The organism is Burkholderia sp. b14, from assembly GCF_900156195.1.
In the GTDB taxonomy this organism is placed as follows: domain Bacteria; phylum Pseudomonadota; class Gammaproteobacteria; order Burkholderiales; family Burkholderiaceae; genus Mycetohabitans.
Genome location: NZ_FTPJ01000002.1, coordinates 758,858 through 778,056, shown reverse-complemented (window position 1 = coordinate 778,056; position 19,199 = coordinate 758,858). Strand labels below are relative to the sequence as shown.

The following is a 19,199-nucleotide window of genomic DNA, read 5'->3' as shown; positions in this document are numbered from 1 at the left end:
ATGCGTCAACCACGCAAGCACTGAAGCGCTTAAGCGCGGAGCACGGCACCACGCTATTTATGACGGTGCTTGCCGCATGGAGCGCGGTGCTCGCGCGCCTGTCAGGCCAGGACGACGTGGTCATCGGCACACCCAGTGCCAATCGCGGGCATGCCGCCATCGAGCCGTTGATCGGCTTCTTTGTCAATACGTTGGCGTTGCGTGTCGACTTATCCGATGAGCCCAATACGAGCGAACTGCTTAAGCGCGTGCGGCGTACGATGTTGGACGCACAAGCGCACCAGGACCTGCCATTCGAGCAAGTGGTCGAGATCGTGCAACCGCCGCGTCGGCTCGATCATACGCCGCTGTTTCAGGTGATGTTCGCGTGGCAGAGTAACGAGCGTGCCGCGTGGGATCTGCCGGGGTTGGAAGTCACGCCAGCGGACTTAGCTTACGAGGCGGCTAAGTTCGATCTGGACCTGCATTTGCATGAAGTAGGTGAAGAGATCGTCGGTGCGCTGGGCTATGCGACGGCGCTGTTTGAGCGATCCACGATTGAGCGGCACGTCGGGTATTTGCAGACGATGTTGCGCGCCATGGTGGCTCGCCCCCAGCAGCCGGTGGCCACGCTTGAGTTGCTGTCACCGGCCGAGCGCCAGTTGCTGCTGCAGACATGGAACGCGACGCAGCAGGCGTATCCAAAACATCGGTGCGTGCACCAGCTATTCGAAGCACAGGTCGAGCGCACGCCCGAGACGACGGTGCTGGTGTTCGAGGACCAAACGTTGAGCTATGCGCAGCTGAACGCACAAGCCAATCGTTTCGCGCACCAGTTGATTGAGTTAGGTGTCAAGCCGGATACCCGGGTGGCAATCTGCGTGCAGCGCAGCCCGGCGCTGGTCGTGGGGCTGCTGGCGATTTTAAAGGCCGGGGGTGCGTATGTGCCGCTGGACCCGAGCTACCCAGGCGAGCGCTTGGCGCACATTCTCGCTGATGCGGCACCCAGCATTGTGCTGGCGGATGCAGCCGGGCGCGCTGCGTTGGGCGAGGCGGCGCTGGCAGAATGTACGGTGCTCGATCCAGCGACTCTGCCGGCGTTACCGGACACGAATCCGTCGGTGGCGGGGCTGACGGCCCGGCATCTGGCGTATGTGATCTATACATCGGGCTCGACCGGCACGCCCAAGGGCGTGATGGTGCCGCATCATGCGATTGCGCGGCTGGTCATCAACAATGGCTATGTTGACATTCCGCGCTGGTGATCGTGTGGCGTTCGCAGCGAACCCGGCTTTCGATGCGAGCACGTTTGAAGTATGGGCACCGCTGTTAAATGGCGCCACCGTTGTGGTGATCGATCATGACACGGTGCTGATGCCCGCTGCGTTTGCGCACACTTTGCGCGAACAGCGCATCAGCATCTTGTGGCTCACCGTGGCTTGTTCAATCAGATGGTCACACAAGTGGACACGGCCTTCTCTCAACTGAAGGCATTGATTGTTGGAGGAGACGTGTTGGATGCGAGGTGGGTTGCGCAAGTGATGCGCGAGTCACCTCCTGAGCAGCTGATCAACGGTTATGGTCCGACCGAGAGCACCACGTTTGCGACGACTTACAAGATCACGTCCGTGCCGGAAACAAACGCCAGCATCCCGATTGGCCGGCCGATTGCGAATACGTGCGTTTATCTGCTCGATGCGCACGGGCAGCCGGTGCACTGGGTGCGGTCGGTGAGCTGTATCTTGGTGGCGCCGGGGTGGCACGGGGCTACCTGAACCGCCCGGAGTTGACTGCTGAGCGCTTTGTGCCGGATCCGTTCTCCGATGAAGCGGGGGCACGGCTGTATAAGACCGGGGATGTGGCGCGGTATTTACCGGACGGTAATTTGGAGTTTGTGGGGCGCAACGATGAGCAAGTGAAGATTCGCGGCTTTCGCATTGAACCGGGGGAGATCGAAGCGTGCTTAACGGCGCACCCGCAGGTGCGTGATGCGGTGGTGGTGGCAACCGGTGAGGGTTCGGCGAAGCGGCTGGTGGCGTATGTGCAGGCCGAAGCGAACAAGCAGCTCGCGAGCACACTGCGCGCGCAGGTGGCGGCGAGCCTGCCCGAGTATATGGTGCCCAGCGCATTCGTGCGGCTCGATGCGTGGCCGCTGACGCCGAACGGCAAGCTCGATCGGCGTGCACTGCCCGAACCGGACGCTGACGCGCTGGTGCACCAAGCGTATGAAGCGCCACAAGGCGCGCTGGAGACGACGCTGGCGGCGATCTGGGCGGAGCTATTGGGTGTCGAGCGTGTGGGTCGGCACGACAGCTTCTTTGCGCTCGGGGGCCACTCGCTGCTGGCGGTGCGGTTGATGAACCGGGTCAGAGGACTGGGCGCTGACGTGCCGCTGGCGACCTTGTTTGCGACGCCCACGTTGGCCGCGTTTGCCGCGGCGCTCGAAGCCCACTGGCAACAAGGCACCGAGGCGCGGCCCGAGATCACGCCGGTGTCGCGCGAAGGCAGATTGCCGCTATCGTTTGCCCAGCAGCGGCTGTGGTTCCTCGCGCAGCTTGAGGGCGTCAGTGAGTCGTATCATATGCCGCTGGCGCTGCGCGTGCGCGGGCCGCTTGATCGGGCCGCATGGCAACAGGCATTGGATGCGTTGTTCGCGCGTCATGAAGCGCTACGCTCGACGTTTGTCAGTGTTGACGGTCAGCCGCAGGTGCGGCTGCTGCCGGCGCACACGGGTGTGCCGCTGCGCTGGCATGATCTGCGTGGGGTGCCGGATGCGCAGGTGCAACTGGCCCGCTTGCGTCATGAAGCCGCGCACGCGCCTCTCGATCTGGCGCGCGGCCCATTGATTCACGCGTGCGGCATTCAAGTGGCCGATGATGAACACGTGGTGCTGCTCACGCAACACCATATTGTGTCGGACGGCTGGTCGCTTGGCGTGCTCGCGCGCGAGTTCAGTGCACTGTACGCGGCGAGCACAGCCGGCCAAGTCGATCCACTGCCGCCGCTGGCGATCCAGTATCCGGACTATGCGGCGTGGCAACGGCAGTGGCTGTCGGATGAGCGGCTGCAGGCGCAAAGCGACTATTGGCGCGCGACGCTGGCCGACGCCCCGGTGCTGCTGGAACTACCGACGGACCGGCCGCGCCCAGCGCAACAGTCGTTTGCCGGCGCGCACGTGCCGGTGCAGATCGATGCGTCAACCACGCAAGCACTGAAGCGCTTAAGCGCGGAGCACGGCACCACGCTATTTATGACGGTGCTTGCCGCATGGAGCGCGGTGCTCGCGCGCCTGTCAGGCCAGGACGACGTGGTCATCGGCACACCCAGTGCCAATCGCGGGCATGCCGCCATCGAGCCGTTGATCGGCTTCTTTGTCAATACGCTGGCGTTGCGCGTGGATGTGTCGGGTGAGCCCGATACCGCCCAGCTGCTCGCGCGCGTGCGGCGTACGATGTTGGACGCACAAGCACACCAGGATCTACCGTTCGAGCAAGTGGTGGAGATCGTGCAGCCGCCGCGTCAATTGAATCATACGCCGCTGTTTCAAGTGATGTTCGCGTGGCAAAACAATGAGCCAGGCAAGTGGCGCCTACCTGGGCTCACGGCCACGCCGGCTGAGCTCGAGTATGACGTCGTAAAGTTCGATATCGAGCTGAACTTATCTGAGGCAGGTGACGAGATCATCGGCAGCTTAGCGTATGCGACGGCGCTGTTTGAGCGATCCACGATCGAGCGGCACGTCGGGTATCTGCAGGCGATGTTGCGCGCCATGGTGGCGTGCCCCCAGCAGCCAGTCGCAACGCTTGAATTGCTGTCACCGGCCGAGCGCCAGTTGCTGCTGCAGACATGGAACGCGACGCAGCAGGCGTATCCAAAACATCGGTGCGTGCACCAGCTATTCGAAGCACAGGTCGAGCGCACGCCCGAGACGACGGCGCTGGTGTTCGAGGACCAAACGTTGAGCTATGCGCAGCTGAACGCACAAGCCAATCGTTTCGCGCACCAGTTGATTGAGTTAGGTGTCAAGCCGGATACCCGGGTGGCAATCTGCGTGCAGCGCAGCCCGGCGCTGGTCGTGGGGCTGCTGGCGATTTTAAAGGCCGGGGGTGCGTATGTGCCGCTGGACCCGAGCTACCCAGGCGAGCGCTTGGCGCACATTCTCGCTGATGCGGCACCCAGCATTGTGCTGGCGGATGCAGCCGGGCGCGCTGCGTTGGGCGAGGCGGCGCTGGCAGAATGTACGGTGCTCGATCCAGCGACTCTGCCGGCGTTACCGGACACGAATCCGTCGGTGGCGGGGCTGACGGCCCGGCATCTGGCGTATGTGATCTATACATCGGGCTCGACCGGCACGCCCAAGGGCGTGATGGTGCCGCATCATGCGATTGCGCGGCTGGTCATCAACAATGGCTATGTTGACATTCGCGCTGGTGATCGTGTGGCGTTCGCAGCGAACCCGGCTTTCGACGCGAGCACGTTTGAAGTGTGGGCACCGCTGTTAAATGGCGCCACCGTTGTGGTAATCGATCATGACACGGTGCTGATGCCCGCTGCGTTTGCGCACACTTTGCGCGAACAGCGCATCAGCATCTTGTGGCTCACCGTTGGCTTGTTCAATCAGATGGTCACACAAGTGGACACGGCCTTCTCTCAACTGAAGGCATTGATTGTTGGAGGAGACGTGTTGGATGCGAGGTGGGTTGCGCAAGTGATGCGCGAGTCACCTCCTGAGCAGCTGATCAACGGTTATGGTCCGACCGAGAGCACCACGTTTGCGACGACTTACAAGATCACGTCCGTGCCGGAAACAAACGCCAGCATCCCGATTGGCCGGCCGATTGCGAACACACGCGTTTATTTACTTGACGCGCACGGCCAGCCGGTGCCACTGGGTGCGGTCGGCGAATTGTATATTGGTGGCGCGGGGGTAGCACGGGGCTACCTGAACCGCCCGGAGTTGACTGCTGAGCGCTTTGTGCCCGATCCGTTCTCCGATGAAGCGGGTGCACGGCTGTATAAGACCGGAGATTTGGCACGTTACCGACCGGACGGCAATCTGGAGTTTGTGGGGCGCAACGATGAGCAAGTGAAGATTCGCGGCTTTCGCATTGAACCGGGGGAGATCGAAGCGTGCTTAACGGCGCACCCGCAGGTGCGTGATGCGGTGGTAATAGCAACCGGTGAGGGCTCGGCTAAGCGGCTGGTGGCGTATGTGCAGGCCGAAGCGAACGAGCAGCTCGCGAGTACACTGCGCGCGCAGGTGGCGGCGAGCCTGCCCGAGTATATGGTGCCCAGCGCATTCGTGCGGCTCGATGCGTGGCCGCTGACGCCGAACGGCAAGCTCGATCGGCGTGCACTGCCCGAACCGGACGCTGACGCGCTGGCGCATCAAGCGTATGAAGCGCCGCAAGGCGAACTCGAGACGACGCTGGCGACGATCTGGGCCGAGCTATTGGGTGCCGAACGTGTGGGCCGGCACGATAGCTTCTTTGCGCTCGGTGGCCACTCGCTGCTGGCGGTGCGGTTGATTGAGCATCTGCGGCGTCGGGGAGTCGGGTTATCCGTGCGTGCGCTATTCGACACGCCGGTGCTCAGTGCGTTGGCGCAGACGTTGGGTCAGCACCGTGACGTGGTGGTGCCGCCCAACGCGATCATGCCCGACACGAGTGCGATTACGCCGTCGATGCTGCCGCTCATTGAGCTGACGCAAGCGGACATCGACAAGATTGTCGAGCAGGTGCCGCAAGGTGTAGCCAATATCCAGGACATTTATGCCCTGTCGCCGCTGCAAGACGGGCTGCTGTTTCACCATCTACTCGCGCGCGACGGCGATCCGTATCTGCTGATGGTGCAGTTGGCCTTTGACACGCGAGCGCGGCTTGACCAGTATCTGCACGCGCTGCAGCAGGTGATCGATCGTCACGATATTTTGCGCACCGCGTTCGTGTGGGAAGGCGTGTCGATGCCCGCGCAAGTGGTATGGCGCCACGCGCGGCTGCCGATCACCGAGCTGACGTTAGACGCCGCTGACGGGCCGATCGCCGAGCAATTGGCACGGCGCTTTGATCCGCGTCATACGCGGCTGGATCTGACGCAAGCGCCGCTGCTGCACTGTGCGATCGCCCAGGATAGTGAGGGTCGCTGGCTACTTATGCAGCGGCTACACCATTTGATTGGCGATCATTCGACGCTGGAAGTGATGCACGCGGAGGTGCGGGCGTTCATCGAGGCTCGAGGCGACATGCTGCCGCCGGCGCAGCCGTTCCGCCATCTGGTCGCGCAAGCCAGGCTAGGCATGAGCCAAGCTGAGCACGAGCGTTTCTTCACTGAGCTGCTCGTGGGTGTGGAGCCGACCTTGCCGTTTGGGCTCGCGCAGGTCCAGCGCGACGGCAGTGACGTGAGCGAGTCACACCGGATGCTGCCGTCGGCATTGAACGACCGGCTGCGCGCGCATGCCAAACGGTTGGGCGTCAGTCTGGCGAGTCTATGCCATCTGGCGTGGGCGCAGGTGCTCGCCCGTGCGAGCGGCCAACAACGTGTCGTGTTTGGCACCGTGCTGTTCGGTCGGATGCAAGCGGGTGAAGGCGCCGATCGTGCGATGGGGCTCTTTATCAATACGCTGCCGCTGCGTGTGGAGCTGGACGGCAGTGTGCAGGCGTGTGTGCGGAGCACGCACGCGCGCTTGGCCGCGCTGTTGGAACATGAACATGCGTCGCTGGCGCTCGCGCAGCGCTGCAGCGGCGTGCCGGCGGGCACGCCGCTCTTTAGTGCGCTGCTCAATTACCGGCACAATGCAATGGGCTCGGATGAGTGCAGCAGGCTACCGGGTGTGGAGCTGTTGAGTGCCCAGGAGCGCACCAATTACCCGCTGATACTGTCGGTCGAGGACTTTGGGCAGGCACTGGGGCTGACCGCGCAGAGCGTGCCGTCGCTGGAGCCTGAGCGGGTGTGCGCGTATATGCAGCAGGCGCTGCACAGCTTGGCCGACGCACTCGAGGCGGCGCCCGATACTGCAATGCAGCAGTTGCAGGTGCTGCCCGAGGCGGAGCGCGAGTTGCTGCTGCAGACATGGAATGCGACGCAGCAAGACTATCCGTCGCACTTATGCATCCACCAGTTGTTTGAAGCGCAGGTCGAGTGCATGCCCGAGGCGCCAGCGCTGGTCTATGAAGACCAAACGTTCAGTTATGCACAGCTGAACGCCCGAGCCAATTGCTTGGCACACCAGCTGATCGAGTTAGGTGTCAAGCCCGATACCCGAGTGGCGATCTGTGCCGAGCGTAGTCCCGCGCTGGTGGTGGGGCTGCTGGCGATTTTAAAAGCGGGGGGCGCGTATGTGCCGTTGGATTCCGCGTATCCGAGTGAGCGCTTGGTGTATATCCTCACCGATGCGGCACCGGCGATTGTGCTCGCGGATGCGGCCGGGCGCGCTGCGTTGGGCGACGCGGCGCTGGCAGAATGTACGGTGCTCGATCCAGCCACCCTGCCGGCATGGCCAGACACGAATCCGTCGGTAGCCGCGCTCACCGCCCGGCATTTGGCATATGTGATCTATACGTCGGGCTCGACCGGCACGCCCAAGGGCGTGATGGTCGAACATGCGCAAGTGGTGCGGCTGTTCGAGGCGACGCAACCGTGGTATGGCTTTAACGAGCATGATACTTGGTGCCTGTTTCACTCGTTTGCGTTCGATTTCTCGGTCTGGGAGCTGTGGGGCGCACTGCGTTATGGTGGCAAGCTTGTCATTGTGCCCCATTCGATTGCTCGCTCTGCCGACGCTTTTTACCAGTTGATCTGTGAGCAGGGCGTCACCGTCTTAAATCAGACCCCCAGTGCGTTTAAGGCGTTGATGGCCAGCCAAGCACACAGCGCTTTATCGGATCAATTACGCTACGTGATCTTGGGCGGGGAGGCGCTGGAGCCTGCTATCTTGCAGGCATGGTATGCCACGCACGACGAGCATCATCCGCAATTGGTCAACATGTATGGGCTTACCGAAGCGACTGTGCATGTGACGTATCGGCTACTTCAGCAGCAGGACAGCGAGCAAGTGGGCAGCCCGGTGGGCACACGGATTCCGGATCTGACGATTTATCTGCTGGACGCGCACGGTCAACCGGTGCCGCTCGGTGCGGTCGGTGAGTTGTATATTGGTGGCGCCGGGGTGGCACGGGGCTATCTGAACCGCCCGGCGTTGACCGCCGAGCGCTTTGTGCCGGATCCGTTCTCCGATGAAGCGGGGGCCCGGCTGTATAAGACCGGGGATGTGGCGCGTTACCGACCGGACGGCAATCTGGAGTTTGTGGGGCGCAACGATGAGCAAGTGAAGATCCGCGGCTTTCGCATTGAACCGGGGGAGATCGAAGCGTGCTTAACGGCACATCCGCAGGTGCGTGATGCGGTGGTAGTAGCAACCGGTGAAGGCTCGGCGAAGCGGCTAGTGGCGTATGTGCAGGCCGAAGCGGACGAGCAGCTCGCGAGCACACTGCGCGCGCAGGTGGCGGCGAGCCTGCCCGAGTATATGGTGCCCAGCGCATTCGTGCGGCTCGATGCGTGGCCGCTGACGCCGAACGGCAAGCTCGATCGGCGTGCACTGCCCGAACCGGACGCTGACGCGTTGGCGCATCAAGCGTATGAAGCGCCACAAGGCGAGCTCGAGACGACGCTGGCGGCGATCTGGGCGGAGCTATTGGGTGTCGAGCGTGTGGGTCGGCACGATAGCTTCTTTGCGCTCGGGGGCCACTCGCTGCTCGCGGTGCGGTTGATGAACCGGGTGAGAATGCTCGGTGCCGACGTGCCGCTGGCGACCTTGTTTGCGACGCCCACGTTGGCCGCGTTTGCCGCGGTGCTCGACGCCCACTGGCAACAAGGCACCGAGGTGCGGCCCGAGATCACGCCGGTCTCACGTGACGGCAGTTTGCCGCTATCGTTCGCGCAGCAGCGGCTGTGGTTCCTCGCGCAGCTCAATGGGGTCAGTGAGTCGTATCATATTCCGCTGGCGCTACATGTGCGCGGGCCACTTGATCGGGCCGCATGGCAACAGGCATTGGATGCGTTGTTCGCGCGTCATGAAGCGCTACGCTCGACGTTTGTCAGTGTTGACGGTCAGCCGCAGGTGCGGCTGCTGCCGGCGCACACGGGTGTGCCGCTGCGCTGGCATGATCTGCGTGGGGTGCCGGATGCGCAGGTGCAACTGGCCCGCTTGCGTCATGAAGCCGCGCACGCGCCTCTCGATCTGGCGCGCGGCCCATTGATTCACGCGTGCGGCATTCAAGTGGCCGATGATGAACACGTGGTGCTGCTCACGCAACACCATATTGTGTCGGACGGCTGGTCGATCGGGGTGCTCGCGCGTGAGTTCAGTGCACTGTACGCGGCGAGCACAGCCGGCCAAGTCGATCCACTGCCGCCGCTGGCGATCCAGTATCCGGACTATGCGGCGTGGCAACGGCAGTGGCTGTCGGATGAGCGGCTGCAGGCGCAAAGCGACTATTGGCGCGCGACGCTGGCCGACGCCCCGGTGCTGCTGGAACTACCGACGGACCGGCCGCGCCCAGCGCAACAGTCGTTTGCCGGCGCGCACGTGCCGGTGCAGATCGATGCGTCAACCACGCAAGCACTGAAGCGCTTAAGCGCGGAGCACGGCACCACGCTATTTATGACGGTGCTTGCCGCATGGAGCGCGGTGCTCGCGCGCCTGTCAGGCCAGGACGACGTGGTCATCGGCACACCCAGTGCCAATCGCGGGCATGCCGCCATCGAGCCGTTGATCGGCTTCTTTGTCAATACGCTGGCGTTGCGCGTGGATGTGTCGGGTGAGCCCGATACCGCCCAGCTGCTCGCGCGCGTGCGGCGTACGATGTTGGACGCACAAGCACACCAGGATCTACCGTTCGAGCAAGTGGTGGAGATCGTGCAGCCGCCGCGTCAATTGAATCATACGCCGCTGTTTCAAGTGATGTTCGCGTGGCAAAACAATGAGCCAGGCAAGTGGCGCCTACCTGGGCTCACGGCCACGCCGGCTGAGCTCGAGTATGACGTCGTAAAGTTCGATATCGAGCTGAACTTATCTGAGGCAGGTGACGAGATCATCGGCAGCTTAGCGTATGCGACGGCGCTGTTTGAGCGATCCACGATCGAGCGGCACGTCGGGTATCTGCAGGCGATGTTGCGCGCCATGGTGGCGTGCCCCCAGCAGCCAGTCGCAACGCTTGAATTGCTGTCACCGGCCGAGCGCCAGTTGCTGCTGCAGACATGGAACGCGACGCAGCAGGCGTATCCAAAACATCGGTGCGTGCACCAGCTATTCGAAGCACAGGTCGAGCGCACGCCCGAGACGACGGCGCTGGTGTTCGAGGACCAAACGTTGAGCTATGCGCAGCTGAACGCACAAGCCAATCGTTTCGCGCACCAGTTGATTGAGTTAGGTGTCAAGCCGGATACCCGGGTGGCAATCTGCGTGCAGCGCAGCCCGGCGCTGGTCGTGGGGCTGCTGGCGATTTTAAAGGCCGGGGGTGCGTATGTGCCGCTGGACCCGAGCTACCCAGGCGAGCGCTTGGCGCACATTCTCGCTGATGCGGTACCCAGCATTGTGCTGGCGGATGCAGCCGGGCGCGCTGCGTTGGGCGACGCGGCGCTGGCAGAATGTACGGTGCTCGATCCAGCCACCTTGCCGGCATGGCCAGACACGAATCCGTCGGTAGCCGCGCTCACCGCCCGGCATTTGGCATATGTGATCTATACGTCGGGCTCGACCGGCACGCCCAAGGGCGTGATGGTCGAACATGCGCAAGTGGTGCGGCTGTTCGAGGCGACGCAACCGTGGTATGGCTTTAACGAGCATGATACTTGGTGCCTGTTTCACTCGTTTGCGTTCGATTTCTCTGTCTGGGAGCTGTGGGGCGCACTGCGTTATGGTGGCAAGCTTGTCATTGTGCCCCATTCGATTGCTCGCTCTGCCGACGCTTTTTACCAGTTGATCTGTGAGCAGGGTGTCACCGTCTTAAATCAGACCCCCAGTGCGTTTAAGGCGTTGATGGCCAGCCAAGCACACAGCGCCTTATCGGATCAATTACGCTACGTGATCTTGGGCGGGGAGGCGCTGGAGCCTGCTATCTTGCAGGCATGGTATGCCACGCACGACGAGCATCATCCGCAATTGATGAACATGTATGGGCTTACCGAAGCGACCGTGCATGTGACGTATCGGCCACTTCGGCAGCAGGACAGTAAGCAAGCGGGTAATCCGATTGGCGCACGGATCCCAGACCTGAAAATTTATCTGCTCGATGCGCACGGGCAGCCGGTGCCGCTGGGCGCAGTTGGGGAACTGTACATTGGTGGGGACGGTGTGGCACGTGGCTACCTGAACCGTCCGGAGTTGACTGCCGAGCGCTTTGTGCGCGATCCGTTCTCGGATGCACCGGATGCGCGGATGTACAAGACGGGGGATTTAGCACGGTATTTACCGGACGGCAACCTAGAATTCTTGGGACGCAACGATGAGCAAGTGAAGATCCGCGGCTTTCGGATTGAACCGGGGGAGATCGAAGCGTGCTTAACGGCACATCCGCAGGTGCGTGATGCGGTGGTGGTAGCAACCGGTGAAGGCTCGGCGAAGCGGCTGGTGGCGTATGTGCAGGCCGAAGCGAACGAGCAGCTCGCGAGCACACTGCGCGCGCAGGTGGCGTCAGCATTGCCCGAGTATATGGTGCCCAGCGCATTCGTGCGGCTCGATGCGTGGCCGCTGACGCCGAACGGCAAGCTCGATCGGCGTGCACTGCCCGAACCGGACGCTGACGCGCTGGCGCATCAAGCGTATGAAGCGCCGCAAAGCGAGCTTGAGACGACGCTGGCGGCGATCTGGGCGGAGCTATTGGGTGTCGAACGTGTGGGCCGGCACGATAGCTTCTTTGCGCTCGGGGGCCACTCGCTGCTGGCGGTGCGGTTGATTGAGCGTCTGCGGCGTCGGGGAGTCGGGTTATCCGTGCGCGCGCTATTCGACACGCCGGTGCTTAGCGCGCTGGCCCAGTCATTGGGTCAGCATTGTGACGTGGTGATGCCGCCCAACGTGATCACACCCGACACGAGTGCGATTACGCCGTCGATGCTGCCGCTTATTGAACTGACGCAAGCGGACATTGACAAGATTGTCGAGCAGGTGCCGCAAGGTGTGGCCAATATCCAGGACATTTATGCTCTGTCGCCGCTTCAAGACGGGCTGCTGTTTCACCATCTACTCGCGCGCGACGGCGATCCGTATCTGCTGATGGTGCAGTTGGCCTTTGACACGCGAGCGCGGCTTGACCAGTATCTGCACGCGCTGCAGCAGGTGATCGATCGGCACGATATTTTGCGCACCGCGTTCGTGTGGGAAGGCGTGTCGATGCCCGCGCAAGTGGTGTGGCGCCACGCGCGGTTGCCGATCACCGAGCTGACGTTAGACGCCGCTGACGGGCCGATCGCCGAGCAATTAGCGCGGCGCTTTGATCCGCGTCATACGCGGCTGGATCTGACGCAAGCGCCGCTGCTGCACTGTGCGATCGCCCAGGATAGTGAGGGGCGCTGGCTGCTCATGCAGCGGCTGCACCATTTGATTGGCGATCATTCGACGCTGGAGGTGATGCACGCGGAGGTGAGCGCATTCATCGAGGGGCGAGGCGACATGCTGCCGCCGGCGCAGCCGTTCCGCCATCTGGTCGCGCAAGCCAGGCTAGGTGTGAGTGAAGCCGAGCATACGCGCTTTTTTACCGAGCTGCTCGCGGATGTGGAGCCGACCCTGCCGTTTGGGCTCGCGCAGGTACAGGGCGACGGCAGTGACGTGAGCGAGTCACACCGGATGCTGCCGTCGGCGTTGAACGATCGGCTGCGTGTGCATGCGCGGCGCCTAGGCGTGAGCTTAGCGAGCCTATGTCATTTGGCGTGGGCGCAGGTGCTCGCCCGCGCGAGTGGCCAACAACGGGTGGTGTTTGGCACCGTGCTGTTCGGACGCATGCAGGCGGGTGAGGGTGCTGATCGTGCGATGGGGCTCTTTATCAATACGCTGCCGCTGCGTGTGGAGCTGGACGGCAGTGTGCAGGCGTGTGTGCGGAGCACGCACGCGCGCTTGGCCGCGCTGTTGGAACATGAGCATGCGTCGCTGGCGCTCGCACAGCGCTGCAGCGGCGTGCCGGCGGGCACGCCGCTCTTTAGTGCGCTGCTCAATTACCGGCACAATGCGATGGGCTCGGATGAGTGCAGCAGGCTACCGGGTGTGGAACTGTTGAGCGCCCAGGAGCGCACCAATTACCCGCTGACACTGTCGGTCGAGGACTTCGGGCAGGCACTGGGGCTGACCGTGCAGAGCGTGCCGTCGCTGGAGCCTGAGCGGGTGTGCGCGTATATGCAGCAGGCGCTGCACAGCTTGGCCGACGCACTCGAGGCGGCGTCCGACACTGCAGTGCAGCAGTTGCAGGTGCTGCCCGAGGCGGAGCGCGAGTTGCTGCTGCAGACATGGAATGCGACGCAGCAAGACTATCCGTCGCACTTATGCATCCACCAGTTGTTTGAAGCGCAGGTCGAGTGCATGCCCGAGGCGCCAGCGCTGGTCTATGAAGACCAAACGTTCAGTTATGCGCAGCTGAACGCCCGAGCCAATTGCTTGGCACACCAGCTGATCGAGTTAGGTGTCAAGCCCGATACCCGAGTGGCGATCTGTGTCGAGCGTAGTCCCGCGCTGGTGGTGGGGCTACTGGCGATTTTAAAAGCGGGGGGCGCGTATGTGCCGCTCGATCCGGCGTATCCGAGTGAGCGCTTGGTGCACCTCCTTGCCGATGCAGCCCCGAACATGGTGCTCGCCGATGCGGCCGGGCGCGCTGCGTTGGGCGACGCGGCGCTGGCAGAATGTACGGTGCTCGATCCGGCCACCCTACGGGCATGGCCGAACACGAATCCGTCGGTAGCCGCGCTCACCGCCCGGCATTTGGCATATGTGATCTATACGTCGGGCTCCACCGGTACCCCGAAGGGCGTGATGGTCGAGCATCGGGGCGTGGTGAACCTTGCTCTGGCGCAAATTGTCTGTTTTGGGGTGCAACCAGCCAGCCGTATTTTGCAGTTTGCGTCGTTCAGCTTTGATGCGAGTGCATCCGAAATCTTGATGGCACTTGGCAGTGGTGCAGCGTTGTATCTGCCACCCGAGGCGGCCCGGCAGGATCGGCATGCTCTGCGGGACTATTTGACAAGCCATGCGATTACACACGCGACTTTACCGCCTGCACTACTCCAACATGGCGCAGAGTTGGCCAGCTTTGGTCCGCCCTTGACGCTGATTCTGGCAGGTGAAGCACCCAGTGCAACGTTGGTTCGAGATTTAGCTGAACAAGGCACGGTCTTTAACGCCTACGGTCCCACGGAGACGACCGTTTGTGCCACAGCATGGCGTGGTGCACGTGATTTCAGCGGTGAGGTCTCGATTGGGCGGCCGATTGCGAACACGCGTGTTTATCTGCTCGATGCGCACGGGCAGCCGGTGCCGTTAGGCGTGGTCGGCGAGTTGTATATTGGTGGCGCGGGGGTGGCACGCGGCTATCTGAACCGCCCCGAGCTGACCGCTGAGCGCTTTGTACCGGATCCGTTCTCCGATGACGCGGGTGCACGGCTGTATAAGACCGGGGATGTGGCGCGGTATTTACCGGACGGTAATTTGGAGTTTGTGGGGCGCAACGATGAGCAAGTGAAGATTCGCGGCTTTCGCATTGAACCGGGTGAGATCGAAGCGTGCTTAATGGCGCATCCGCAGGTGCGTGATGCGGTGGTGCTGGCAACCGGTGAGGGCTCGGATAAGCGGCTGGTCGCGTATGTGGTGGCCGATCCCGATGACGCGCTAGCGAGCACACTGCGTGCACAGGTGGCGGCGAGCCTGCCTGAGTACATGGTGCCCAGTGCGTTTGTGCGGCTCGATGCGTGGCCCTTGACGCCGAACGGCAAGCTCGATCGACGTGCGCTGCCCGAACCGGACGCTGACGCGCTGGCGCATCAAGCGTATGAAGCGCCACAAGGTGAACTCGAGACGACGCTGGCGGCGATCTGGGCCGAGCTATTGGGTGTCGAGCGTGTGGGTCGGCACGACAGCTTCTTTGCGCTCGGGGGCCACTCACTGCTTGCAGTGCGCTTGATGAACCGGGTGAGAATGCTAGGCGCTGACGTGCCGCTGGCGACGTTGTTCGCGACGCCCACGTTGGCCGCGTTTGCCGCGGCGCTCGAAGCCCACTGGCAACAAGGCACCGATGCGCAGCCCGAGATCACGCCGGTGCCGCGGGAGGGCAATTTGCCGCTGTCGTTCGCACAGCAGCGGCTGTGGTTCCTCGCGCAGCTCGATGGGGTCAGTGAGTCGTATCATATGCCGCTGGCGCTACATGTGCGCGGGCCACTTGATCGGGCCGCATGGCAACAGGCATTAGATGCGCTGTTTGCCCGTCATGAAGCGCTGCGCTCGACGTTTGTGAGCGTTGACGGTCAGCCGCAGGTGCAATTGCTGCCAGCGGATAGGGGGGTGCCGCTGCGCTGGCATAATTTGCGTGGGGTACCTGATGCCGACGCGCAGCTGTCGCGTTTAAGCGCCGATGAAGCGCGCGCGCCCCTCGATCTGGCACAGGGCCCGTTGATCCACGCATGCGGCATTCAATTGGCCGATGACGAACACGTGGTGCTGCTCACCCAGCACCATATTGTGTCGGACGGCTGGTCGATCGGGGTGCTGATGCGCGAGCTGAGCGCACTGTACGCAGCGGGTATCGGGGCCCAAGCTGATCCGCTGCCGCCGCTGGCGATTCAGTATCCGGACTATGCGGCATGGCAGCGGCAGTGGCTCACGGGTGAGCGGCTCCAAGCGCAAAGCGACTACTGGCGTGCGACGCTGGCCGACGCACCGGTGCTGCTGGCGCTACCGACCGACCGTCCCCGCCCGGCACAACAGTCGTTTGCCGGCGCACAGGTGCCGGTGCAGATCGATGCATCCACCACGCAAGCACTCAAGCGCTTAAGCGCAGAGCACGGCACGACGCTATTTATGACGGTGCTCGCGGCGTGGAGCGCGGTGCTCGCGCGCTTGTCGGACCAGTGTGATGTGGTCATCGGCACGCCCAGCGCGAATCGTAACCATCGCCAGATTGAGCCGTTGATTGGTTTTTTTGTCAATACGCTGGCGTTGCGCGTGGATGTGTCGGGTGAGCCCGATACCGCCCAGCTGCTCGCGCGCGTGCGGCGTACGATGTTGGACGCACAAGCACACCAGGATCTACCGTTCGAGCAAGTGGTGGAGATCGTGCAGCCGCCGCGTCGATTGAATCATACGCCGCTGTTTCAAGTGATGTTCGCGTGGCAAAACAATGAGTCAGGCAAGTGGCGCCTACCTGGGCTCACGGCCACGCCGGCTGAGCTCGAGTATGACGTCGTGAAGTTCGATCTTGAGCTGAACTTATCTGAGGCAGGCGACGAGATCATCGGCAGCTTAGCGTATGCGACGGCGCTGTTCGAGCGATCCACGATCGAGCGGCACGTCGGGTATCTGCAGACGATGTTGCGCGCCATGGTGGCGTGCCCCCAGCAGCCGGTGGCAACGCTTGAATTGCTGTCACCGGCCGAGCGTCAGTTGCTGCTTGACACGTGGAATACGACGCAGCGAGACTATCCGTCGCACTTATGCATCCACCAGTTATTTGAAGCGCAGGTCGAGCGCACGCCCGAGGCGCCAGCGCTGGTCTATGAAGATCAAACGTTTAGTTATGCAGAGCTGAACGCCCAAGCCAATCGCCTCGCGCACCAGTTGATCGAATGGGGTGGCAAGCCGGAAACCCGGGTGGCGATCTGCGTCGAGCGTTCACAGGCGCTGGTCGTTGGCCTGTTGGCGGTTTTAAAGGCCGGCGGCGCGTATGTGCCGCTGGATCCGAGCTATCCGAGCGAGCGCTTGGCGCACATCCTCACTGATGCGGCATCGGCGATTGTGCTCGCGGATGCGGCCGGGCGCGCTGCGTTGGGCGACGCGGCGCTGGCCGAGTGCACGGTGCTCGATCCCACCATCCTGCCGGCGTTGCCGGACACGAATCCGTCGGTAGCCGCGCTCACCGCCCGGCATTTGGCATATGTGATCTATACGTCGGGCTCCACCGGTACTCCGAAGGGCGTGATGGTCGAGCATCGGGGCGTGGCGAACCTTGCTCTGGCGCAGATCGCCTGTTTTGGGGTGCAACCAGCCAGCCGTATTTTGCAGTTTGCGTCGTTCAGCTTTGATGCGAGTGCATCCGAAACCTTGATGGCACTTGGCAGTGGTGCAGCGTTGTATCTGCCACCCGAGGCGGCCCGGCAGGATCGGCATGCTCTGCGGGACTATTTGACAAGCCATGCGATTACACACGCGACTTTACCGCCTGCACTGCTTCAACATGGCGCAGAGTTGGCCAGCTTTGGTCCGCCCTTGACGCTGATTCTGGCAGGTGAAGCACCCAGTGCAACGTTGGTTCGAGATTTAGCTGAACAAGGCACGGTCTTTAATGCCTACGGTCCCACGGAGACGACCGTTTGTGCCACAGCATGGCGTGGTGCACGTGATTTCAGCGGTGAGGTCTCGATTGGGCGGCCGATTGCGAACACGCGTGTTTATCTGCTCGATGCGCACGGCCAGCCGGTGCCGTTAGGCGTGGTCGGCGAGTTGTATATTGGTGGCGCGGGGGTGGCACGCGGCTATCTGAACCGCCCCGAGCTGACCGCTGAGCGCTTTGTACCGGATCCGTTCTCCGATGACGCGGGTGCACGGCTGTATAAGACCGGGGATGTGGCGCGGTATTTACCGGACGGTAATTTGGAGTTTGTGGGGCGCAACGATGAGCAAGTGAAGATTCGCGGCTTTCGCATTGAACCGGGTGAGATCGAAGCGTGCTTAATGGCGCATCCGCAGGTGCGTGATGCGGTGGTGCTGGCAACCGGTGAGGGCTCGGATAAGCGGCTGGTGGCGTATGTGCAGGCCGAAGCGGAGGAGCCACTGGCGAGCACACTGCGTGCACAGGTGGCGGCGAGGCTGCCCGAGTATATGGTGCCCAATGCGTTTGTGCGGCTCGATGCGTGGCCGCTGACACCGAACGGCAAGCTCGATCGGCGTGCACTGCCCGCACCGGATGACGCCGCGCTGGCGCATCAAGCGTATGAAGCACCACAAGGCGAGCTCGAGACGACGCTTGCGGTGATCTGGGCCGAGCTATTGGGTGTCGAACGTGTGGGTCGGCACGACAGCTTCTTTGCGCTCGGGGGCCATTCGCTGCTCGCCATGCGCCTGATCAGTCGTGTACGTACAGCGTTAGGGGTTGACCTTGCTATTCGCACGCTGTTTGAGGCACCCACCCTCGCGGGCTTAGCACATCATTTCGTTAAGCGCGATGGGAGTCAAGAGAACTCGTTTTCCGTTCTACTTCCTCTTAAGCCGACAGGCAGCCGTCCTGTTATTTTCTGCATTCATCCCGGATTTGGTTTGAGCTGGAGCTATATGGGTCTGTCCAATTACCTTCACCCCGATCAGCCACTCTATGGCTTGCAAGCTCGTGGGTTCGATGGAACAAGCCCGCTTGCTTCTACTCTTGATGAGATGGTGTCAGACTATCTTGGGCAAATGCGCCGTGTTCAGCCCCAAGGGCCTTACTGCCTCCTAGGATGGAGCTTTGGTGGCATAGTGGCGCATAGCATGGCTGTTCGACTCGAGCATCAAGGTGAAAAAGTGACATTGCTGGCATTACTAGATAGTACCCCTTTTGCGGGCAAAGCTTTTAAAGAGAAGGAAAATCAACTTGACCAGGCGATGGTTAGAGATGTGTTGGCCTACCACTATGGCAATGAGTTAGTGTCGGCGATGGATGAGCATCTATTGGAAAAAACCGAGGAAATTGCAAAGAATAATGGGCGTATCGTAAGAGATTATTCTCCATCGCAGTATGGCGGTGATGTGCTATTGTTTCGAGCCACAGTAGCGGAAGCTGAAGATGAAACGCTTGTCTCACCCGATGCGTGGAACCCTTATGTGTGCGGGAATATCGAAGTTTGCAATGTTCACTGCAGTCATGGAGCAATGCTCAAGCTGGAACCGATGGCTATCATTGGTCCCATCCTAGCCCGCAAGCTAAATGAATTGGAGAATCAATAAGCTTAAGGACAGACGAATGCGGTACGATAAACTTTACAGTGCAGAAACACTCAAC

Annotated in this window: 2 protein-coding genes and 1 pseudogene; all 3 read left to right on the top strand. The window is 62.0% G+C overall.

Annotated features, from left to right (window positions below):
* Nucleotides 1-1,244, top strand: a 1,244-nt coding sequence (locus B0B13_RS04520) for a non-ribosomal peptide synthetase (RefSeq protein WP_139337308.1), incomplete at its 5' end; no start/stop codon positions are given.
* Nucleotides 1,189-1,754: pseudogene (locus tag B0B13_RS19735) on the top strand (AMP-binding protein). The gene B0B13_RS04520 and the pseudogene B0B13_RS19735, both read left to right, overlap by 56 nt.
* The gene (locus B0B13_RS19095) at nt 1,658-19,144 is read left to right on the top strand and encodes a non-ribosomal peptide synthetase (RefSeq protein ID WP_076794492.1); all 17,487 of its coding nucleotides are present in this window, start codon (nt 1,658-1,660) and stop codon (nt 19,142-19,144) included. The pseudogene B0B13_RS19735 and the gene B0B13_RS19095 overlap by 97 nt, the downstream one beginning before the upstream one ends.
* Nucleotides 19,145-19,199 lie beyond the last annotated feature (55 nt).